The organism is Natrinema halophilum (assembly GCF_013402815.2).
Taxonomy (GTDB): domain Archaea; phylum Halobacteriota; class Halobacteria; order Halobacteriales; family Natrialbaceae; genus Natrinema; species Natrinema halophilum.
Genome location: NZ_CP058601.1, coordinates 3325187 through 3346924, shown reverse-complemented (window position 1 = coordinate 3346924; position 21738 = coordinate 3325187). Strand labels below are relative to the sequence as shown.

General features: G+C 56.2%; 17 protein-coding genes and 1 tRNA gene. 10 read left to right on the top strand and 8 right to left on the bottom strand.

The window, feature by feature from the left end:
* Positions 1-20 precede the first annotated feature (20 nt).
* Positions 21-94, top strand: a tRNA-Ile gene (locus HYG82_RS36770).
* Between the two features lie 495 nt (positions 95-589).
* Here the strand turns inward: HYG82_RS36770 and HYG82_RS36765 are convergent.
* The 3 genes from HYG82_RS36765 to HYG82_RS36755 form a co-directional block, all read right to left on the bottom strand.
* Entirely contained in the window at positions 590-1444 is an 855-nt protein-coding gene (locus HYG82_RS36765; protein WP_179262502.1) for a DUF4397 domain-containing protein, read from the bottom strand.
* Positions 1441-2082: a hypothetical protein gene (locus tag HYG82_RS36760; RefSeq protein WP_235217725.1), complete on the bottom strand. Its 642-nt coding sequence runs from the start codon at positions 2080-2082 to the stop codon at positions 1441-1443. Before HYG82_RS36760 ends, HYG82_RS36765 begins: the two co-directional genes overlap by 4 nt.
* A 263-nt stretch (positions 2083-2345) precedes the next feature.
* Positions 2346-2651, bottom strand: a complete 306-nt coding sequence (locus HYG82_RS36755; protein WP_179262498.1) for a hypothetical protein — start codon at positions 2649-2651, stop codon at positions 2346-2348.
* A gap of 146 nt (positions 2652-2797) precedes the next feature.
* On the opposite strand from HYG82_RS36755, the gene HYG82_RS36750 reads away from it, so the two are divergent.
* Together HYG82_RS36750 and HYG82_RS36745 are read left to right on the top strand one after the other, a co-directional pair.
* Complete coding sequence (locus HYG82_RS36750) at positions 2798-3151, top strand: hypothetical protein (protein ID WP_179262496.1); 354 nt, start codon at positions 2798-2800, stop codon at positions 3149-3151.
* Positions 3152-4872: 1721 nt separating this feature from the next.
* On the top strand, positions 4873-6009 hold the full coding sequence (locus HYG82_RS36745; protein WP_179262494.1) for an acyl-CoA dehydrogenase family protein: 1137 nt from the start codon (positions 4873-4875) through the stop codon (positions 6007-6009).
* A 282-nt stretch (positions 6010-6291) separates the two neighbouring features.
* Here the strand turns inward: HYG82_RS36745 and HYG82_RS36740 are convergent, their stop codons facing one another.
* Positions 6292-7278, bottom strand: coding sequence for an LLM class flavin-dependent oxidoreductase (locus HYG82_RS36740; protein WP_179262492.1), 987 nt, complete (start codon positions 7276-7278; stop codon positions 6292-6294).
* 609 nt (positions 7279-7887) lie between these two features.
* Here HYG82_RS36740 and HYG82_RS36735 point away from each other — a divergent pair.
* A complete protein-coding gene (locus HYG82_RS36735; RefSeq protein ID WP_179262490.1) occupies positions 7888-8661 on the top strand; it encodes an IclR family transcriptional regulator in 774 nt (257 codons plus the stop codon).
* A gap of 163 nt (positions 8662-8824) precedes the next feature.
* Here the strand turns inward: HYG82_RS36735 and HYG82_RS36730 are convergent, their stop codons facing one another.
* Both HYG82_RS36730 and HYG82_RS36725 read right to left on the bottom strand, forming a co-directional pair.
* Entirely contained in the window at positions 8825-10327 is a 1503-nt protein-coding gene (locus HYG82_RS36730) for a class I adenylate-forming enzyme family protein (RefSeq protein ID WP_179262488.1), read from the bottom strand.
* A 516-nt stretch (positions 10328-10843) separates the two neighbouring features.
* Complete coding sequence (locus tag HYG82_RS36725; protein WP_179262486.1) at positions 10844-11641, bottom strand: enoyl-CoA hydratase/isomerase family protein; 798 nt, start codon at positions 11639-11641, stop codon at positions 10844-10846.
* Between the two features lie 81 nt (positions 11642-11722).
* Here HYG82_RS36725 and HYG82_RS36720 point away from each other — a divergent pair, with 81 nt between their 5' ends.
* From HYG82_RS36720 to HYG82_RS36695, 6 genes are all read left to right on the top strand, one after another.
* The gene (locus tag HYG82_RS36720) at positions 11723-12136 is read left to right on the top strand and encodes an EamA family transporter (RefSeq protein WP_179262484.1); all 414 of its coding nucleotides are present in this window, start codon (positions 11723-11725) and stop codon (positions 12134-12136) included.
* A 352-nt stretch (positions 12137-12488) separates the two neighbouring features.
* Positions 12489-13502 (top strand): extracellular solute-binding protein, encoded by a 1014-nt coding sequence (locus HYG82_RS36715; protein ID WP_179262482.1) that lies wholly within the window; start codon positions 12489-12491, stop codon positions 13500-13502.
* Positions 13503-13512: 10 nt separating this feature from the next.
* On the top strand, positions 13513-14634 hold the full coding sequence (locus tag HYG82_RS36710) for an ABC transporter ATP-binding protein (RefSeq protein ID WP_179262480.1): 1122 nt from the start codon (positions 13513-13515) through the stop codon (positions 14632-14634).
* Entirely contained in the window at positions 14631-15542 is a 912-nt protein-coding gene (locus HYG82_RS36705) for an ABC transporter permease (protein WP_179262478.1), read from the top strand. The genes HYG82_RS36710 and HYG82_RS36705 overlap by 4 nt, the downstream gene beginning before the upstream one ends.
* The gene (locus tag HYG82_RS36700) at positions 15535-16338 is read left to right on the top strand and encodes an ABC transporter permease (RefSeq protein WP_179262476.1); all 804 of its coding nucleotides are present in this window, start codon (positions 15535-15537) and stop codon (positions 16336-16338) included. Before HYG82_RS36705 ends, HYG82_RS36700 begins: the two co-directional genes overlap by 8 nt.
* A gap of 562 nt (positions 16339-16900) precedes the next feature.
* On the top strand, positions 16901-17494 hold the full coding sequence (locus HYG82_RS36695) for an IclR family transcriptional regulator domain-containing protein (RefSeq protein ID WP_284145002.1): 594 nt from the start codon (positions 16901-16903) through the stop codon (positions 17492-17494).
* Between the two features lie 608 nt (positions 17495-18102).
* On the opposite strand, the gene HYG82_RS36690 is transcribed toward HYG82_RS36695, so the two are convergent.
* Positions 18103-19164, bottom strand: a complete 1062-nt coding sequence (locus tag HYG82_RS36690; RefSeq protein ID WP_179262474.1) for a TrmB family transcriptional regulator — start codon at positions 19162-19164, stop codon at positions 18103-18105.
* A 326-nt stretch (positions 19165-19490) separates the two neighbouring features.
* A complete protein-coding gene (locus tag HYG82_RS36685; protein WP_218834181.1) occupies positions 19491-21710 on the bottom strand; it encodes a glycoside hydrolase family 3 N-terminal domain-containing protein in 2220 nt (739 codons plus the stop codon).
* Positions 21711-21738: the final 28 nt, after the last annotated feature.

The window sequence follows — 21738 nt, the reverse complement described above, 5'->3', positions numbered from 1 at the left end:
GCAACAACCGAGTGCGAAGCGGGCCAATAGCTCAATCAGGTTGAGCGCCACTCTGATAAGGTGGAGGCTCTCGGTTCAAATCCGAGTTGGCCCACTCAGTTTCTGAACGGTTCTTAGACGGCCGGTAACGCCGGTTTTAGCGTTCGACAGTTCCGTTCACGGCATTCGAGGAGATCGGTGCCCCCTCGATTTCGCCGCTTAGTTGATTCACTTCTGAACGCAGGTCGCCTCCGTCTCGGGATTCCGGTTAGCTCAAACAGTTTCGTGAGTGATAAGTATGGGTGTGAAATGAGAATTGTTTCTTGAAATCGTAATAGTGTATTACAATCTGCTGCGTAATTAATCCGATTCAATTACGGGAGGCAGCATCAGACTCATGGTTCAAATACCTGCGGTGCTGAGCGTGCGATTTTCCAGAACTCTCCGAACCGATTCACCGACTGCAAGCTGTTACTCTCTTGATTCTCGCTGGATGCATCTTGATCCGAGCTGTACTTTGAGCGAGCTGCTCGGTGTGTCTGATCCACCGCAACGACGGCACCATGGTATTGTGCAGACATCTCGATTCCACGGCGGGCAGCCGGCAGTATCACGTAGCGTTCTTGCCCTCGCACTTCTCCTCCTTTTCAGACTCTTTCTCGGGTTCGTCTTCTTTTGGCTCCTCTTCGTCCGGCTCGACGACCTCTTCATCCGGAAGGGAATCCTCCGTGAGGAGTATCTCGAACGGCTCATCGGCGGGTGCTCCCTCCGGCTCGAGGTAGCCAATCGCAAACGCGGAGTAGACGGTTCCTCCGGCGAGGGACACGTCGATTTCGAAGACGCTGGTCTCTCGGTCACCCGCAGGATAGATGACGAGTGGATACTCGCCCTCCGGGACCTCGGTGTAGCCGGATTCACCGAAAGCGACGTTCTCGAACAGCGCATTCCCGTTTTCACCGGCAACGACGTCCACCGCAGGCGCGTCGGGTGAGGCGTGGAGGACGCGAACGCGAGCGGTACCCGAATCGATCGGGCTGTTGTCGTCATCGAGAAACAGCGCCTCGAGGGGCTGGTTTTCGGCGGCCACTTCGCCGATCACTGCGAGGAGACCGTCGAGGGTGGGGTCTCCGTCGCCGGCCTCGACGGTCTCCTCGAGCACTGCTTCGGCCGGGTCTTCACCGGCGGGATCGATCTGGATCCTGTACGTGCCAGGCGCGAGGTCGCGGTAGTCGGTGACCGTCCCGTACGAGATGCCCTTGCGGACCCGCTCTCCGTCGACGTAGACGTCGATGTTGGGTGCGTCGGGTGAAAGGTGTGCAACGCGAGTCTGGAAGCCAGTATCGGTTGGCTGGTCGTTCGTTTCGTGGTCACTCGAGGCGGCCGTAGTACCTCCGACGCCACTGACCACCACGAGGCCGCCACCGATCTGTAGAATTCGTCGTCGACTCACGCAATCTTCAGTCATGCAAATGTCATGAACGGCGAGATAGGTAATGGTGATAATACTTGCAGGCACAGGCCGATGCAGTTCCGAGGCTCGATATCCAACGCTTTGGGCCGTCCGAGCGAACCACCTGATATAGAATAATCCGGATGCGCCCACGCCCTGCTCGTCGCCGTCGAGACGGAACGTGGCCTCGTTCTGGTCGACGTCGGTCCGAGGGGATTGCCGACGCCCTCCTCGCCCGGAACCAGCTTGCAGAGCCGACTGACGAGGTTGGCCTCCGCCTCGTTGCGCTGCTGACTGCCGCGATCAACGTGCGTGATGAGGATCAACGGCGACTCCTCGAAGACGGGATGCAGCGCGTTGGGCACATCGCCGTCGGCGGTCTCCAGCGTCGAGTCAATATCGGAGACGGACTTGATGCCATCCTGTTCGTACATCCAGCGGCGGAGGAACTCCGTGACGTCGAGGTGGCAACGGTACGTCTTCCGCAGCCGCGTGAACTCGATACCGTCCGCCTCCGGCGAGTCCTCGTCGAAGAGGTCGTGCCGCTTGAGCCGCTCGACGTCATCGCCGCGCAGGTACCGACAGAATTTCAGTGTCGAGAGGAACGCCGCCGACTGGATCGTAGGCGTGCGATCCTCGTCGATAAGTCCCACGCCCACGAGCAAAGCAAGTGGGATCGTCTTCCTACGGTTCAAATCCGAGTCGGCCCATGTTTTTGTGGCGAGCAACACCGCGAGCCACTGATGGTACCTCTTAGTCAGTTTCTGAGGGGGTTCCAGGTGCCCCGTAGCGACGGCTCTGGCACTCAGCGTAGGACAGGCTACGCGTCAGCGCATCCTCGAGCGGATTGATCAGGAACTCCCGTGTTCGAGGGTCGTGCACTTGCCACGGTCAAACGGCGGTATCGCATCCGAATCTACGACCGCTCGCGCACTCGGTTGCTGGTCGAGACGCGAATATCGAGTTTCTCGGTCCCGCGAATCCAGTCGATATAGCCCTGGAGGCGGGCTGCCGATCGGAGCGCGTCGACCGTGTCGTAGTCCTCTCGAAGTTCTTCGTTCGAAAATAGCGCGTGTAGTTGCCTGTGACACGGTCTGCATAGCATCACCGTCGGACTCTCGGCTCGTTCCTCTGGCCGCAAATGGTGCTGCTGTACGACCTGCGGATCGTCGATATTCTCATCCGGAACGACGCGCCGACACAGCGCACACGTCGTCGGCATTGCAAGAACTACGAGCGACGCGCGCAAAACGTCTTCGTTCGAACCATACGATATCTATCACCGCCTCGTTTTCAGATCCGATACCAACGCTCGTCAACACTCTCACAACGCGTACCCTTTTCCGTCACGGTTTCGACGACACTACCATGGTAGGTGGATTGGACCCGACCGAGGAATGCGACGGCTCCGTCAGGGTCCGGCTCCTGGACGACGATACCGGAACGGAGATAATCCGGTGTGACTCGTACGACGAAGCGATCGACGCCGTCGAAGAACACCGGTGCTCCGTCACGGTGGCAAAAATCGTAGACCGGAATGATACTATCGTCTTCACGTCGGCAGAAATGCGACTCGAGGACTGGGTGTCCGAATGGGAGGACGCAAAACGCCATCTCTCCGTCACTGTCGACGCATACGACTGTCCCTACGACGACATCGCTTGCTTCGCCGACGACCGCTGCGTGCAGTGCAAGATGGATACGGCACAGAATCAGTACTGAACACGATCGCCGGGGGTATGGCATGCGTCGAACGAGATCACACACCGGGCAGCGTACGGTAGCCGACGACGTGATGGCGTCGGGGTATTACAAACAGTCAATCGACGTCGCTGACGATTCTGCCCCCCTCGAGGCATGCCGACGGAATACTCGTTGGATGCTTTCGCCACCGACACCATCGATTCGACCGCGTCGACGAAATTACTCGTGCCTTCGCGTGATGGATGGCCGGCCCGATATCTTCTGCCGTCGGACCCAACTCGCCGTGGGACTTATTCGTGCTTCGAACGACTGCCTCCTCGCTTCGCGGCGGCTGTAACTCAGCGATGCGATGGACGGCTATTTCGACGGGAGTCGGCTCGAGTCCGCCCGAAACAGCCGCCTCGGAAATCTTCGGCCCGCGGTGGGATTATTGCGACGGTCTGAACGAGAGCCGTCATCGGGATTCGCCCCACTCGCGGCAGGCAGCGGCGGGGCTTCCGAGAGTCCGAATCTGCTCATCAGTGGTCGGCTGTCGAACCGGGGTGTCGCTCGCCGGGCGACGATCGATCGGACGAACGAGGTTCGCAACCCGGATATGCGTTCTAAACCGGAATCCGCCCTGTTCCATTTCTAAATGTCCGAAACGATAGACCGCGGAAAATAGAGAGAGATCCACGCCTCGAAAGCGCGACTTACCGAATCGGAACCGGCTATAGTATCGTTTCTACATAATATATCCAAATAAGATAGGTTGCGATTATCGGCCCCGGTTGGCCTTTCATAACTGGACCCGAGACCGGACTGTCAATCGAACGACGAGGAAGTAACAGATTGCAGTCGCATCGATAACGGCGCACACAACGGACAATAGGACAGATCGTCGAGTACATCAGGACAGTGCAGCACTGTAATCCCACATTTGTATATTAAATCATTAGTAAATACAATTTCCACTATTATTTACCAAATTTTACGATCGTCTCTATGGAATCCGAGAGAGCTATACGAAGATAAAATAAAATGTGTAGGCAGAGCCCGAGTACTCCGTTGTAACCGGGCTGATAATAACCCGGCCATTATATGACTACTTTAGTATGTATCACTAGAAACAACAGGAATATTTTATTTCTGAAGAGGGTGCCAGGAGATGGCATGGAAGGATGCAAGTACATGTCGCCTGAATCACCTCATCGAATCGCCATCCGACGCAAGGCGCCACAATTCCCGACAGCGGAGGTATATAACGGAAAAGAGGAAATGCGAAATGGGACGTCCGCTGGATAGCCCCGTTTTCGGGTTGCCATCGCTTTGGGCACAGACGATCTGGAGCGAACGTTCTCCCGTTGACGGCTCAGATGGTACGTAAATAGTCGATACGAGTCGACGTCCATCGCCGAGAGGCTACAGATGTACAATGAGTGCCCGTTTCAGATTTTGGTACGGCTGCGAACGTCGACTTCGACCGACCGAACAAATGCCGGCCCGGGTGACGGCACGGATGGTCGAATTCGAGAAAAATCGTTCGTCGATCTGCGTCCGGTGACAACGCTGTGAAACCTGAACACAATTATGATTAAATATATAATAATTATGGGGATACTCATCGTATGGTGTCCCATTTTTCGAAGGGTATGATCCACATTGAGCGGATCGCCGGCCGGATCGGCTAATTCGAACCCGCGTGGACACGGCCCATATACACCGATAGTTATAAACGAATGCGGAAATTTCCCGTAGGTATGCGACTGAGTGACGAGCAGGCGTTTGTACAGCAAGAGGTACGTCGATTTGCGGAAGAAGAGATCGAGCCGGTAGCCGTCGAGTACGAGCGAAACGGTACGTACCCGATAGACATCATCGAACGGAGCGCCGAACTGGATTTACTCGCTCCGGGATTCGATGAAGACCACGGCGGTGCCGGGATGGATCTAGTCACGGAATTACTCATCAACGAGGAACTTCACCGGGCCGATCCCGGCATCGCAGAAAGCGTCACCGCTGCTACGTTCGGATGTGAATCGATTATCGAACACGGAACGGCTGAGCAAATCGAGACGTACGTACGACCCGCTACTCGAGGAGAGAAAGTAAGCGGTGTCGCTATGACCGAACCCAAGGCCGGATCGGATTTTGCAAACATTCAGGCGACGGCCGAGAAAGACGGCGACGAATACGTTCTCAACGGTAATAAGGTATTCATCAGCAACGGGAGCGTCGCGGATTTCCTCGTAGTATACGCTCGCACGGGTTCACCGGAGCAAGCACACAAAGGGATCAGTACGTTCATCGTCGAGACGGACGCGGCGGGGTTCGAGGCGACGCCAATGGATGGTCATCTGGGGCCTGCGACGACGGATATCGCACAGGTATTCCTCAACGACGTTCGAGTCGACGAGGAAAACCGACTCGGGGCCGAAGGGCAGGGATTCTACCAGGTCATGGAATTTCTCGACGAAAGCCGGCTGGGCGTCGCTGTCGCTTCCGTCGGCGCCGCTCGCGGTGCACTCGACCTGCTGATTGACTATGTCTCGGAACGGCAGGTGTTCGGTGGGTCTGTCTCCGAAAAACAGGCGGTTCGACACCGAGTCGCCAACCTTCGTGCTCGCGTGGCGGCTGCCCGCTCGCTCGTTTACGAAACGGCCTACGAATGCCAGCAGGCCGACGATTTCGATACCGAACGCGCCGCGATGGCGAAACTCGTTGCGACGACGCTACTTGAGGACGTGTCCAGCGAAGCCGTCCAGCTCCACGGCGGATACGGCTGTTTCGATGAATACCGCGTCGAAACGTACTTCCGTTTCTCGAAAATTCCCCAGATTTACGAGGGCACAAACGCGGTGATGCGGGAAGTAATCGGTGATGCGACCTTCGAATGACGATGTGTCCCAGTAGACGATACCGGACACGGGACACCTCCCAGGGGAGACGTACCGTCGGACGTACTCACTGAACAAAATACTGTTCTAACGTCGTTCGGTTCCGAGTAATTCGGCTACCCAAAGCTCGGCCGCGAAAAGAGAAACCGACCGACGCGAAGTATCGAACGCCACTCCCCCAGAAACGCGTTCGAGGCGGGTTCGGTTCCCGTCGGAAATTGGTAACCCGAGCAGCATCGGATGTCGGTACGCCACTACGCTCGAGAGTCGACCCAAGCGCGATCAATACGTAGCGAGGTGATCGATCGTCGATTCCATAAGGGCAGCGTCCGCCGACCGTGGGAAGAACAGGTGAATCTCGTCCGCCGGGGTAGCAGCGAAAGAATCGAGTTGCTCGTGTGCTTGACGGGGCGTTCCAGCGACCGCCGTCTCATCAATAACCCTGTCACTTATCGTTTCGGCGGCGTCTTCGGGACCGTTTTCGTGCCACGCCTCTCGAATCGCATCGGCGTTTTGCTCGAACCCGGCCTCCGATAAGGTGCGGTGATAGAAATCACCCATCGCGCCGACGTAAAACGCGATGTGACGTCTGACCGCCTGTCGAGCCACGTCACCGTCCTCGCTAATGGCGGCGACGGTATTCGGTGCAACCGAGAGGGAGTCGGGATCTCTCCCTCGCTCAGACGCACTGGCAGCGAATTCCTCGTACAGTTCCGAGATACGACTGCGCGGGACGAAAATCGGCATCCAGCCGTCAGCGATCGCGCCGCTCATTCTGACGTTCGACTCCCCGAGAGCGCCGACGAAGACGGGGACGTCCCCCGACTCTCGAGTGGCCCGGAACCGAAACCCGTCCAACTGGAACGAGTCACCGTCGTGGGAAACCGTCTCTCCCGAGAGTACCTGTTCTATGACGTCGATAGTTTCCGCCGTGTAGCCAATCGGCCGTTCGAAGTCGTCTCCATGCCAGTTCTCGATGACTGCAGGGCCGCTCGTCCCCAGACCCAGAACGAAGCGATCACCCGTCGCTTCGGCGACAGTTGCGGCTGCCTGCCCGAGGAGGGAGGGTGACCGCGTGTAGACTGGGACGATTCCGGTCCCGAGCGTAATTTCGTCCGTCAATTGGGCGAGTTCGCCCAGTAACGTGAACGCTTCCCACCCCCACGTTTCACCCACCCAGACCGAATCCAATCCCAGTTCTTCGGCCCGAACGGCGTAGTCACGCATCAGGTCGTATTCGAGGTCGCTTACGTTGATACCGAGGTTCATAGCTCGTCACCAGCGAATGGAGAAACGATACCGTAACTAGTCCGATCTACTGCGCTCGCAGTTTGACGCATAGACGTCGAGTCGGACTATACTCAATTATACTTTTGGAAACGAGCTCCTCCCGTTCGCCCCGCTCTCGATATGCATTCGTTGCAAAACCCCAGACTATCGTTCTTCGATACCCGCCGTCGATTCCCCTCCGAGGAGGCTGAACGGACGAAGGAGGTCCCGTACTGCCGAGTCGTGTGCAGTGAGACGAGACCGGCCGATCTGGTGTTCGGCTCTCGTGAACTACTTTACGTGGACGTTCCGAGTGATTTACAACCTTATGCTAGTAAAACAGTGTGTCAAAGTGTTACAGACCTACGTCTGTAAACGGCCGGAGGGGAACCTGACTGCGTACGGAGGGAAATCGGAGCCTCGTTCGTGCATCGAACGCGTGAAAGGAACGTTCTCGTAGACGGATTGGCGCGCGTCATCAATTACCAATCTCCGTCGCGGTATCGCTTCGTTCCCGACTGAGAGACGTACGTATACGACCTCGGCACTCGAGACGACTCAGTTCGGCTCTAGAAAACTTTTATATCGCAGCAGTAGTATTGTTCTGGCATGGCAAAAAAGGACACAAATCTGGTCCAGGCGACTCAAACGTCGCTCAGACTCATAGAGACGATTCAGGAAATGGACGGGGCGACGATGGCGGAGCTCACAAACGAACTTGGAATGGCCCGAAGCACGGTTTTCAGTCATCTCCACACGCTCCAAGAGAGCGGGTACGTGACGAAGCGAGGGGAAATTTACCACCTCGATTTCAAATTTCTCTTCCTTGGAGAGTATACGAAACGTCGCAACGATGCGTACAAGCTAGCGGAAACGTACGTGAAAGAGATCGCGGGAGAATGCGATGAGTACGTCGATTTTTGCGTCGAACAAAACGGCCGGGTTCTCACAGTCCATCTCGCCGTCAACGGAATACAGAATCCGCGTTTTACGATCGCTGAATACTACTACATGCCGACAACGGCACAAGGGAAAGCGCTCCTCGCGCACTTGCCTCACGACCGCGTCGAAGAGATTATAGAGCAATGGGGGCTGCCCCAGGAGACCGAGAACACGATTACATCGGAAGATCGCCTGTTCGACGAACTCGAGACGATCAGAGAGCAGGGCTACGCCGTGAGCTATCAGGAATGTATCGACGGAATGCGGGCCGTCGCGGTACCGCTCGTGGAACCGGACGGGTCGCTTTTCGGCACCTTCGGTATCAGTGGACCCAGGTACAAGTTGACCGACGAAATGATCGAGTCCGAACTGGTAGAACTGCTCGTGGAGGGAAAAACCGGATTCGAAGCCGAGTCGGAAGAGATCTACAGATCGATTTGACGCGCTGTGACTCCTGCTTCGCCATGGGCACGGTGGACGGCGGAACCCACCTCTCGACGGTCGGTACCGACGCGACGTGATCGGGTCGTCCGAGACGGGTTTCGAGACGCCTGCCGCAACGAATTGAGAACCGGACCGATTTCCGACCGTGATGCAAGGTCGATCAGTCGACTATCTCTTCCTCAAGCGCGGTGCGCTGTATCTTACCGACGGAATTCCGGGGAGGATCGTCGATGAACGTGACAGTGCGCGGGTGTTTGAACGCGGCAAGTTGATCGAGACAGTGCGATTTGATTTCCGCTTCCGTAAGTTCGGACTGGTCCGTTCGTTCCACGAACGCAACCGGTTTCTCGCCTTTTCGCTCGTCAGGTTTCGCGACGACGACCGCGTTCCGAACGCCATCCAGTTCTTCGATCACGTCTTCGACCTCCTGGGGATAGATATTTTCGCCACCGGTTATGATCATATACTTCTCTCGATCCTGCAGGTAAACGTACCCGTCCTGGTCGATGCGTGCGATATCGCCCGTGCGTAACCACTCGCCGGAAAAGACGTCGCTCGTTTCGGACGGCTGACCGAGATATCGCTTCATCACCGCGTCACCTCTCACGAGTAATTCACCGGCTTCGCCGCTCGGCAATTCCGAACCGTCTTCCTGATCGATGACTTTAACCTCGAATAGCCGATCACTCGACGTCCCGACGCTGGGAATCCGTCGTTCTTGAGACGGCTCTTCCCAGACGCCAGCGGCAAACGTTTCGGTCATACCCCACCCGTTGAAAACCGGACACTCGAGAAGCGCCTCCGCATCGGGGATGAGCTCCGATGGCACACGAGCGCCACCGGTGATCGCGACTTCCAGTGATGTCGGTTGCCACTGGTCCGACTGTGGAGACGCCATCAGGTCCTTGTACATCGCTGGGACGCCGGAGAAGAAATCGATCCCGTATTCGTCGATTCGCTCCATTGCTTCCTCGGGGTTCCACCGGTTCATCAGAACTATTTCTCCGCCGATTTTCAACGTCGCCCCAAGATTCATGAGACCCCAGCAATGGTACAACGGGAGTGCAGCGAGATGTGTCGTATCTGAATGAAGTTCGTACGAAATCGTCGCAAGATCGCTAACAGCGATAAAACTGCCGTGGGTGTGGACGACGGCTTTCGGTTGGCCCGTAGAGCCGCTTGTATGCAACATAAGTGCTTCTTCCTCACCGAGCGTTTCGGGAACTCGAAACTCAGCACTTGCAGCCTCCGTTTGCTCCCAGAAATCTTGGCCGACTCCGTCGCCCGCTTCGGTACAATAGACCGATATACTCTGGTCTATTTCCCTGACCGAATCTGCATTCTCAGCGGTCGTGACGATCGCAGCGGGGTCCATCTGTGTGATGAGTGTTTCAAGCTCGCCACGTTTGCTCCGAGGGTCTATCAGGCCAGTCAGCTGGTTGCGTGCGAGCGAACCAAACAAAGCGACGGCAAATTCGTAGGTGTTAGGGAGCATCACGGCGACGTGGCTTTCCGAAGAGATGCCATCTGATTGAAGGACGTTCGCAAATCGGCGGACGTCGCGTACCAACTCTTCGTACGTCCACGTGTTCGTTTCCGTTCGAATCGCTATCTGGTCCGGGTTGCTACGCCGGTTGAGCTCGAGGTAATCGACGAAATTCATATTTGTATGTTCCAATACAGGTTGCTCTTGCTGAGCGACCCTTTCCGGGAGTTCATCTCTGAATCATTAAAAATGTTCGGAGGCATAAGCCGGGATAAGACACAGATTGTGTCAGTACATTTCGGGCCATCGTTGCATCCGCTCCAGTGACCACCCGAGCGATACGAGAACGGACATAGAAGGCGGGAAAGCCGAAGACGGGAGAGACAGACTGCCAGAAACGGCTAACTGAATCGCACTCTACGAAGGACGACCGCGGGCAAGTAATCGGGACGACCATCGAAGCCGGTCAGCGGATATGGTGCGGACCATCCGGCAGTACTGATGGAGACGGTTCCCATTCCGATCGAAAGCGAGGTATTCCTCGTCCCCGGCCGTCTCTCGGAGCGAACGGGTACCGGCGTTCAGAGGATGCCGGCTCCGGTTCCAGCGTGAGAAATCGACCGTAACGAAGAAAAGACGGAATCGCCAAACCGATCACGGTAAAAATGAACTGCGGTCAGGGGAAGGCGGACACTATCGACCTTTCCACTCGGGGTTTCGATCTTCACGCCGTGCCGCCGCTGCTTCGGCGTAGTCCCGAGTCGCCATTAGCGCGTAAAATTGAGACCACTCGTACTTCGTCCCTTCATCGATGTCCGCATCTTTCGCAAAGTTGGCGGTGTGTTTGACGCCCCGAACGCCGAGCGGGGCTTTCGAAGCTAACTCGGCAATGAATTCTCTCACCTCGGCGTCGAATTCTGCTGCTGGATAGGCCTCATAGATAATCCCCTCGTCTGCCGCTTCACGCCCGGAGAGACGCTCACCGGTCATTCCGAGTTGTTTCGTTCGATCGGCACCGATCTTTTTGACGAGTCGCACCGTCCCACCGGCACCCGGACAAAGCCCGTGTTCGATTTCAGGGAACCCAAATTCACTCTCCTCCGCGGCAAGAACGAAATCACAGGCGAGTGCGAGTTCCAGTCCGCCGCCGAGACAATATCCGGAGACCTTGGCAATAACGGGGGCGCCGTATCGTTCGATAGCGTCGTACATACGAACGGGAACCATCGAATGCGCAGACTCGCCACCGAATTCGTTGGTGTCGGCTCCGGCGGAGAAGTTGTCCCCCTTCCCCTCGAGAACGACTGCTTTTACCACGACTTCGTGAGATTCGTCGTCGAGTCGCTGGAACCGCTCGAAGGCTTCAGCAATTTCTCGACGCGTCCTCCAGGTGAGCGCGTTGAGGCTCTCGGGGCGGTCGATGACGACGCGGCCGATACCCGTCTCTTCATCTACAGACCATTCTATGTCTTGGAAGCTCTCTCGTGTCACAGTACCAGTGGTGAGAAGGAAATATATAAATCTACTCACCGCACCAGTACCTTCATAAGTGAGTTGAAGCGATGTATCCGTATGGCTCCGTCACCCGTAGTGTTTGCAGTGGTTGCGATGATTTCCTGGGGGTTGTGGACTGCAATAGCAAAGATAGCGACCGAGACAGTCGATCCGACGGTAGCGATGATTCTGTCGTACGTAACGAGCATCGCGATTGCAATCGGGTACCTCTGGATTGCCAGTGATAACGTGTCGATAACGGTTGAAGGCGTAGGCTGGGCGCTGGTTAGCGGTATATTCGCCGGGATTGGTGCCATTGCGTTTTATTCCGGTATCGCACAGGGACGAGCGGGAACCGTTACGACGATTTCAGCCTTGTACTTCGTAGTGGCGGTTGGCATCGGAATTGTCCTGTTCGGAAATCCTCTCGGGATCAGAGAGGTAGTCGGTTTCGTGTTCGCTATTCTGTCCGTTGTGTTGCTAGCTGGGTAAGCGAGTTTGAGCGCATATCGCGCAACTCGATGCATTCATGTAGTCGGGTCCCGACAGCTCGCGGGACCGCGCGTCTGGCATCGCATCCGCCATACGGTGGAGCAGACTACTGGGCTCGCGTCCTGTCGAAACCTATATATACCTGCAAATTAGCATGGTACATGTGATTCCGTAGCACAGAAAGGAATTGCGATGATGTGTCGGATGGACAACACGAACACGATGTGGAAATGCGAACAATATAACCATGAAACATAACATGAAGCAGGGAGAAGGACGCACACGTTTCGACCGCCGATCATTCGTTAAAGCGCTTGGCATTACGTCGGTTAGTGCCAGCGTTGCGGGATGTATGGGTTCTGGATCGGGATCAGGCGGACCGCTTCGCGTTGCGACCTGGAGTGGACCCTATACGGAACGATTCCGGAATAAGATCAAGAAACCGTACGAAGAGGAGACGGGAAACAAGATAGAGTGTATCCCCGGATACAGTGAAATCCTGTCCAAGATTCAGTCGGCGCCCGAGGACAATCCCCCCTACGATCTTACCGTCGCTGACGATTACTTCTATTTCCAGGGAAAACAATCAGGGCTCTTCGCCGAGGTAAATCACGACAATATCCCCAATTACGAGGACGTCTTCCCGGTATTGAAAGAGATACGAGCGGACGGACACAAATACGGCGTTCCGGTAGAAGGAAACCCCAACGCAATCGCCTACAGTGAGGATCTAGAGTCGCCACCGGAGAAATTCGCCCATTTCACCGATAGTAGTCGTGATCTGAAGATCAGTTTGAGCGACGGGTTCTACATTTATCCATTACAGACCGGTGCCATCGTCGCCGATGACCTCGAAGGGACTGGAGAACTCTACGGCGAAGAATATCACGATGCACCGTTCGATGCAATCAGTCAGATGAACATCACCAAATGGTTCACTTCCGGCGCTCAAATTTGGGAACTCTTCCGGAACGATATCATAAATACGGCTCAGTACTACTGGGCTACGGCGGCATATCAGTCGCGAACGAACGACAGCCTCAATCTGAACGTGGTCGTTCCGGAAGTAACTGGTGGATACTTCGACGACTATTGTCTCGTCCGCGGCTCGGACAAACAAGAACAGGCAGAAGAATTCCTCAATTTCCTGCTTCGTGCCGATATCCAGACCAGTTGGTCGGAAACCAGTTGGGAGATCAAATCCAACAAGAACGCAGAGTATCCGGACTTCGTCGCGGAAACCATTCCGACGACGAACGAGGAACTGAAGGGACTTCAGCTCCCGGATTGGGAATATCTGAGCGATTACAACTCCGATTTCTCGGAGCGAATGAAAACGCTAAAGTCAAATCAAACTGGGAACTAAGGAGACTACGATGTCAGGATTACACACAGAGAATCTCACAAAGCGCTTCGGCGATCTCGTCGCAGTCGAAGACGTATCGCTCACGGTCGAAGCCGGTGAGTTACTCTGTCTGCTTGGCCCGAGCGGCTGTGGAAAGTCGACGACGCTCCGCATGCTTGCCGGGTTGGAAACGCCGACCGAGGGCGAGGTATACATCAACGATACGGAAGTCACAGACCAACCGCCCTACAAACAGGACAGTTCGATGGTGTTCCAGGAGTGGGCGTTGTTTCCCCACAAGTCGGTGATAGAGAACGTCGCCTTCGGACTGAAAATGCAGGGGATGGACAAGAAAGCGCGACGGGAAAAGGCGCGCGAAATGCTCGAGGTGATGGAGATGGGTGAGTTCGGGGACGCCAGTCCAACCGATCTGAGCGGGGGGCAACAACAGCGAGTCGCACTCGCCCGTTCGCTCGCGACGGAATCTCCCGTTCTTCTGCTCGACGAGCCGCTCTCAAATCTGGACAAGCGGCTCAAAGAGCAAATGCAGATCGAAATCAAGGAGATCCACAGCCAGTTCCAGCGAACGACGATTCACGTCACGCACGATCAAGACGAGGCGTTCACGATCGGCGATAAGATCGGAATCATGAACGATGGTCGACTCGTACAGGTCGGTCCACCGCGGGAAGTCTACAACAATCCTAAAAACAAGTTCGTCGAGGAGTTCCTCGGGGAAACTAACTTTATCAAAGGGTCCGTCGAACAGGTGGTTTCCGACGGCGTGGTCGTAAGTACCGGTATCGGTGAGCCCATACGAATCCCGCTCCAGAACCGAAGTATCACTGAAGGCGACCGCATTCACGTCTCGATTCGGCCGGAAATCCTCTCCCTTGAGCCAGCAACAGCCGAAACGAACACCGTCAGAGCTGACGGATCCCACAATTTCACCGCCACTGGAACCGTGACGAATTTGCTGTATCGAGGGTCGACGGTCCGGTACTACGTCGATGTCGGAGACACCTCCATGTTCGTCGAAAAGACGGTCGGGGATTCGTCTATCGACGAAGGGAGTACGGTAGAACTCCAGTGGCAGGCGACCGGCCTCCTCTGCTTCGATAGGTCAGGGGACAAAATCAAGGTACAGTCATGAGTGTCAAGTCATCCTCGGGTCTATTTACGCGGGTTGGCGAGATCTTGAAAGACGACTCGAATAGATCGTCGCTTCTCCTTCTTCCCGTTACAGTATTCGAACTCGTATTCTTCGTTGTTCCGATGCTGTATCTCCTGCGAATCAGTCTATACGAGCAGACCTCTCAAGGAGCCTTCAAAGAAGGAACGTGGACCCTATCGACTTACGCCGACGTCATCACCTCCGGATATATTCAAGACCTAATGTGGTTTACGTTCAAATTTGCCATCATATCGACGGCAATCTCTGTCGCGATAGGCGTCTTCTATGCATACGCGATATGGAGAGCAGAACAAAAACTTCGAATGCTCCTTCTGTTCGGAGTTGTGCTCCCGCTTCTGACGACTCTAGTGGTGAAACTATACGCTGGGGTCTTGCTCCTCTCGCCTGGAGGGGCAATCAATGAAGTGCTGATCAGCACCGGTATTCGGTCCGAACCGATCCAACTTATGAACAATTTCCTCGGGGTTCTTATCGGACAACTGTATATCACAGTTCCATACTCGGTGCTGGCCATATACAGCGTTCTCTCGACGATGGACTGGGAGATCGTCGAAGCAGCACGTGACCTGGGAGCAAACCGAGTCCGGTCGTTTTACGAAGTGGTGCTCCCGGAGATAGTGCCCGGAATCGCCGTCGCGTCCGTAATCTCCTTCGCCTGGGGTATCGGAGCGTATTCCTCACCGGCGATTCTCGGAACTGCTCGCCAGACGACGTTCGCACTGGAAGTGGAATCACTCATGCTCAGCGAGTTTAATTGGCCTGCTGCAGCGGCGCTATCCCTCATAATGTTGCTCGTCGTCCTCGTAAGCATCATCGTCCTTTTTAGATTCCTCGATAGTCGGGGAGGTGAAACGGACTATGTTTAAGCGAGAACAGATCGAAACGGCTGCCTTCCGCATCGGGTACATCACGCTGGTAGTGATGTTGCTTCTCCCGCTGGTGATCATAATCAGTACGTCGATAACCGAATCGAGCTATCTCTCGTTTCCACCAAAAGAAATCTCACTACAGTGGTACCAGAAGTTCCTCGAGAGCGATCAATGGCTGACTGCTATGAAAAATAGCCTCATCACCTCAACCGGGACGATGCTCCTCTCGACGACGCTCGGCGTGCTCGCAGCGCTGGGTGTCGAAGGATCCAGAGGGAAATTGTCGACGTACCTCGTCCCGCTCGTCTTGCTTCCGCTACTCATACCGGCGGTGGTGACCGCGGTTACGCTGCTTACCTTCTACAGTAAACTCGGCATTCAGCAGAGCTATCTCGGGATCATACTCGCACACTCGCTCTGGGCAACACCGCTCGTATTCTTCATCATGCAGTCGGTCTTCGCTCGCTTCGACTGGAGTCTCCGCGATGCGGGACTCGATCTGGGCGCATCGCGAATTCGCGCGTTCTGGGAAGTAGTTCTCCCGGGCGTGCGAAACGGGATTTTCGCCTCGATGTTGATCGCCTTTATCATCAGTCTCCAGGAATTCATCATGGCGTTGTTCCTGTCGGGATTCGATACCCGCACCGTCCCCGTGCTCGCGTATATTTCGCTCCGGGAGATACTCGATCCCCTGGTGAGCGTCGTCTCGACGGTGATGATCGGTGCCGCGGTGATAATCGTAATCGGCGCGAGCCTCGCCATCGGACTCAATCAACTCTCCAAAAATCTATAACTGCTATTTTCTGCGTTTCGGGCGTGAGTTCGATCGGTTCACGAGAAGTCTCTGACTGTATCGAGACCGTGAATTCCGCCACGAGACACCGGATGTCTCGAAATACCCTCGAGAAAGAAGTGGTGTCGAAAGCCGGTCGAAACACTTTCAGTCACCGACTGATGTCGAACCTCACTCTGATCCACGGTATCGGTCGGTCTTCACCGATCCGAGCAACGCGAGGACCGACCAACGCTCACGACGAACTGGTTGCACACTCCTCGTCGGCGGGTGAAAGGGACGTCGTCGTTCGGCCGACACTGGCTGTCGGAGATGAGCGTTCCATTCGCGGATAGAACGTGTATGAGTCGGATCTAACTGCGGTTTGCACGGCGTTGCACACGAACGTCGAACTCGATATCCCCTTCGGAGAAGGACTTCACACAATATTGAACTTTATCCGCGAATCATTTCCGGTGGGATAATGTTGTTGTGGCATGGACTAATAGCACAGCAATACATTCAGCAAATCGCCACAGTTCACGTTCCTCCGAGTAAGTAAATGAAATAATAATGACTGGCTTTGAGTATATGGCGAAAATATCACAGGTGCAACACCGACATCGATACACTCCGCGACGAGTTGGCAGATGTGCGCTCGCACGGTATTACAGAGAATCACGAAGAGTCGATTCAGGGACTGGGCGTCGGAGCGCCAATTCGAGATCAGGATGGGAAGCTCTACGGCGCCGTCTCCGAAACTGGTCCCGTGAGCCGACTGGGAGATGACGTTCTCGAGGAGGAGAGCACGGGGCTGATTCGGCGTGCCGTCAACATCGCGTCGCTTACTCTGAACTCGTCGGTTCGCTACTACCTGACTGACGAAACGCCATCGAGTGATTGGTCTTCGTCTGCAGTGGGCCAGCGTTGCCCGCTGATGAGTCGTATTGGCGAGACGATACCGATATACGTCGACTCTGACGCCGGAGTCGGTCGGGGGCCGTCGCTGTACTCGAGGGAGACGGAGCAAATGCCGAGAACGAACTCACGGATTCTACACCGAGCCACCGCGGTGACGTTACTCCCGGCGCTACTCAACCGCTTCCCGTCGGATACCGCCGGTGACGGACACAACTTGATGGATCTAAATAATACATTTTTAAAATATGTGTTGTGAATGCGATATTGATATAATTATTACGTAATTGGGGACCGTTCTCTAAGGGTCAGAACGGAATTCAGTCCGGTTTGGCGCAGGGGATGCCATTTCTCAGCCACTGATGGCTGATTTCCCGATCAGCGTTTCGGATAGTTCTCCGGCAGAGAAAGAGAAAATCGTCGTTCATAGCGGAGTCTCGATCGCTGGAATGCGTATCGAACTGTAATCAGGTAGCCACCCACTGACGACGCTGAATTTCTGCCTGTGAGATCGCTGACTGTGTAAGTAGTGATCGCGGCTGGTCGCATCCAGTTATATAAAAATACATATGTAAAGTGCAACTACTCGAAAGAAGAACATATATTTCTGGAGGGGTATCTCTAGACGGCATTTAACCCAACGACTACACGACTCGGCGAGAAGTGCCGAGTCGCTTCGGCGAAACCTTCGCCGGTCACGATTGCTATCGAACGAGGACGGAGTAGCGGCAAAAGATGATTACATGCATAGGAGTGTAATTGAGGGGTGCAGATCGATCGAGTTTGAATCCACGTCCCGGTCCGAGATCTGAAAAACATCGATGGGTACAGTCCTGGCAGTCTGAAAGACAGGTTTCGAATCTCGCCTTACGGCTCCGGGAGGTCAATCCCTTCCACACGAATGATTTCGGCCTCGACGTCCTCGAATACCGCACCCCACGCGCCGACCGAAACGATACCGTCCTCAGTCTCGACGTAGAGAGTGATCTGGCCCGCCAGGTCAGTATACTTCGGATGACGCGGTAACTCGAGGTGGCCACCACAGGTGACCCGAGCGAGCTCGCCGCGAATATCGACTCGGTCGCCGGTCTCGATCTGCCGGCCGATTATGTGGAGCGTCATCGTCGCATCGTCGTGAAGTAGCGATGCGGCATCGTGGACGAACCCCTCGATGCTGACGTACGTCGGGGGCTGTTCTCGATCGACGTGAATCCGTTCGTTCTGTGCCCAGAGACACGTCCAGAAGTACCAGTGCATGATGAACGAAAGGATTTCGTCCCCGATCGTGATCCCGTACGAGCGATCGCTGCGGACGTTCGGCTCGAAGAACGCATACCGACGGTCGACGATCGCCAGAAACGGGCCGGGAATACAGCACCGACGAATTTCCAGGACGCCCTCGATCCGGGGGACGTCGACGGTGCCGTCGTCGTAGACCGCAATCTGAATCAGCGTGCCGTTTGCGGCGGCGGTCTCGATCGTCGGCCGCAATTCCTCGAGTTGGGCCGGTGTGACGGCCAGTACGAGGGAGATGTTCGACTCAGCGATTGCGTCCGCGGTGCTCCTGAGCACCGTCTCGGCCCGTTTGAGGACGCTAATGCGCGATTCGCGCGGATCAGGACGCTCCCATCGATCTTCGATCTCCCCGGCAGCGTCCGCAAACATCTCGCTCTTTTGGCGAAGCCGATTGAGAACGTCGACGGGTTCGCGCGGCCGAGCGTGTAATCGATCGCGCTCGAGCGTCTCGACGAAACCCTCTTCCTCTAACGATCGGACGATGTCGTAGATCCGCGAGGACGAAATCGACGACTGCTGGGCGATCTCGACGACAGGAGCTGGTCCCGATTCGAGGAGTGTGAGATAGGCCTCCGCTTGCTGACCGGTCAACCCAGCGTCCTCGAGCGCCCGTCGGAGCGTCTTCGTGTCCATACCATTTACTGAATCACGAACGTACAAAAATGTATGTGTATAATACACTCTATTAAAATAACATAGCATTATTACATGTAATACAATATATAATTGTAGTTCCTGAACCGGTCCAGTGCCACGATTTTCATTCAATGATTCGTTCTTTAGTCGGCCACATATAAAATATATGTACGGTCTGAGTCGATATCGGTCGAGCGACTGGCGATTTTGAACTCGGTGGGCGTCGGATTTCGAGTTTCCCCTCATTCGCTGTCTTTCTCGATCGACGACGCTAGATGTACCGAATGCGATGAAAATCGATCGACAAAAAAGCAATTCGCCAGCTATCGCCGGGCGTTCGTCTGCTCGACCGTGACTGTCGTCGAACAGTTCTCACACGAGAGTTCGAACACACCTGGTTCGACCCTGCTCCGGCCTTGCGAGTCGGTCACGGCTAATGACTCGTTCGGAATCGTTACCTCGGCGACCGTCGACTCGCCGGGTTCGAGAGAAACGCGTGCGAAGCCAGCGTGTTCCCGAACGGGGCGAACGCGCGAACTCACTTCGTCTCGCAGGAAGAAATCGACCGCCCGGTCGCCCGCTCGATTGCCGACGTTTTCGACGGTGATCGAGGCGGTAACCGATTCGGCAGGTCCGATCCGCGAGTTGGCTACCGTCAGATCGCGACACGAAAATTCGGTGTAGCTCTCGCCGTAGCCGAACTCGTAGAGGGGGTCGTACGTATCGGGGTGTTCGTCGGCCCCGATCGGCGTCGGATGGGCGACGTGATTGAAATTCGTCGGCAGTTCGGACGCCGAACGCGGAACGCTGATCGGCAATCGACCTGACGGATTGTGATCGCCGAACAGAACGTTCGCGATCGCTTCGCCGCCTTCGCTGCCGGGGTAGTACGAGTAAACGAGCGCGTTGGCGGCGTCAGCGGTCCACGACAGCGCCAGCGGTCGACCCGCAATCGCGACGACCACCATCGGCGTTCCGGTTTCGTTGACGGTCTCGAGCAGGTCGCGCTGGGCATCCGGTAACTCGAGCAGGGAGCGACTCGGAAAACTGCCGGTGGGGCCGATGAGTTCCGTCGGTCCGAACTCGTGGTAGTACCACCCTTCACCGACGGCCACGACCGCCACGTCTGCGTCCGTCGCGGCGTCACCGACCGCCTCGAGGTCGCGTTGGTCTCGGAGAGTCGCACCCTGCTCGTACCGGACCGACGTCCCGTCACCGGCCCGTTCCACGATCCCGTCCAGAACCGTCGATCCGGTCGTGGGGTCGGGAGTCTGAACGCTCCATCCACCGAACTGATTGCGCAGGGAATCCGCGTTCGGACCCGCGACGAGAATCGAATCCAAATCGTCCGACAGGGGAAGGACCCCGTCGTTCTCGAGGAGGGTCTGGGACTCGCGGGCCGCTTGCAACGCGGCCGTACGATGATCCGAGGAACCGACCGTTGACTTGACGGTCTCGACGTCGACGTACGGGTCCTCGAAGAGGCCGAGCGACTGCTTCAGGTCGAGAATTCGGGTGACAGCCTCGTCGATACGGCGTTCAGACAGTTCGCCCGCTTCGACGAGGTCTCGGATGTGAGCCGTGTACTCGTCGCGGCCGATCGATATCAGGTCGAGACCCGCGTCGATCGCCGTTCGCGCCGAGTCACGCTGGGATGCCGTCACGCGGTGATCCTCGTGGAGATGATCGATCCCGCCCCAGTCCGAGACGATCGCTCCGTCGAACCCGAGTCGTTCGCGCAGAAGTTCGGTGAGGTATCGGCGGGAGCCGTGGGCCGGTTCACCGTCGACGGAGTTATAACACGGCATCACGACCGACGCACCGGCGTCGATCGCTTCGACGAACGGCGGGATGAATAGCCGATGAACGGTACTCGAGGAGCGGTCTACGACGGCAGCGTCCTCGCCACCCGCCGGATCGCTGTAGGCTGGGAAATGTTTTGCTGTCGCAGCGACGCGTGGACTGTGCTCGATGGACTCGAATCCGCGAACGGCTGCTCGAGAAAATGCGCTACACAGAAGCGGACTCTCTCCGTACGTTTCGAAGGTGCGTCCCCAGCGCGGATCGCGTGCCACGTCGCAGGTTGGGCCGTAGGCCTGGTTCGCACCGGTTGCACGCATCTCCGCAGCCGTGATATCGCTGGCCATACGCTCGTTCGCTGGGTTTCGGGTCGCAGCGACGCCCAGCCCGTGGGGAAACACCGTTGCCCCGTCTACGTACGCGTGTCCGTGGACGGCGTCGACGGGAAGCAACAGCGGGATGCCGTGACGCGTCTCCTCTATGGCAACCCGCTGAAGACGATTGGCGATCTCGGCGAGCCGTTCAGGATTCCGGTGCGGAGAAATACCGATTCCAAACGCCGCGACCGTTCCGACGTTCTCGTCGCGGACGAGCGCTGCTGCATCGTCGACGCTCAGGTCGACGTCACCTAACGGTCCAACGTACGCACCGACGAGCTGTCCGGCCTTTTCGGCCAGGGTCATGTTCGCGGGATCGGGTGCTGCATAATCGCCACTCTCGTAGGAATGCTCTCGACCGGTCATTCTTGTTTTACATTGACTCGGTTTGTAT

Coding starts and splice junctions, on each gene's coding strand:
- HYG82_RS36765 (WP_179262502.1), bottom strand. CDS start 1,444: ATGACTGAAGATTGCGTGAGTCGACGACGAATTCTACAGATCGGTGGC.
- HYG82_RS36755 (WP_179262498.1), bottom strand. CDS start 2,651: ATGCCGACGACGTGTGCGCTGTGTCGGCGCGTCGTTCCGGATGAGAAT.
- HYG82_RS36750 (WP_179262496.1), top strand. CDS start 2,798: ATGGTAGGTGGATTGGACCCGACCGAGGAATGCGACGGCTCCGTCAGG.
- HYG82_RS36745 (WP_179262494.1), top strand. CDS start 4,873: ATGCGACTGAGTGACGAGCAGGCGTTTGTACAGCAAGAGGTACGTCGA.
- HYG82_RS36740 (WP_179262492.1), bottom strand. CDS start 7,278: ATGAACCTCGGTATCAACGTAAGCGACCTCGAATACGACCTGATGCGT.
- HYG82_RS36735 (WP_179262490.1), top strand. CDS start 7,888: ATGGCAAAAAAGGACACAAATCTGGTCCAGGCGACTCAAACGTCGCTC.
- HYG82_RS36730 (WP_179262488.1), bottom strand. CDS start 10,327: ATGAATTTCGTCGATTACCTCGAGCTCAACCGGCGTAGCAACCCGGAC.
- HYG82_RS36720 (WP_179262484.1), top strand. CDS start 11,723: ATGGCTCCGTCACCCGTAGTGTTTGCAGTGGTTGCGATGATTTCCTGG.
- HYG82_RS36715 (WP_179262482.1), top strand. CDS start 12,489: ATGGGTTCTGGATCGGGATCAGGCGGACCGCTTCGCGTTGCGACCTGG.
- HYG82_RS36710 (WP_179262480.1), top strand. CDS start 13,513: ATGTCAGGATTACACACAGAGAATCTCACAAAGCGCTTCGGCGATCTC.
- HYG82_RS36705 (WP_179262478.1), top strand. CDS start 14,631: ATGAGTGTCAAGTCATCCTCGGGTCTATTTACGCGGGTTGGCGAGATC.
- HYG82_RS36700 (WP_179262476.1), top strand. CDS start 15,535: ATGTTTAAGCGAGAACAGATCGAAACGGCTGCCTTCCGCATCGGGTAC.
- HYG82_RS36690 (WP_179262474.1), bottom strand. CDS start 19,164: ATGGACACGAAGACGCTCCGACGGGCGCTCGAGGACGCTGGGTTGACC.
- HYG82_RS36685 (WP_218834181.1), bottom strand. CDS start 21,710: ATGACCGGTCGAGAGCATTCCTACGAGAGTGGCGATTATGCAGCACCC.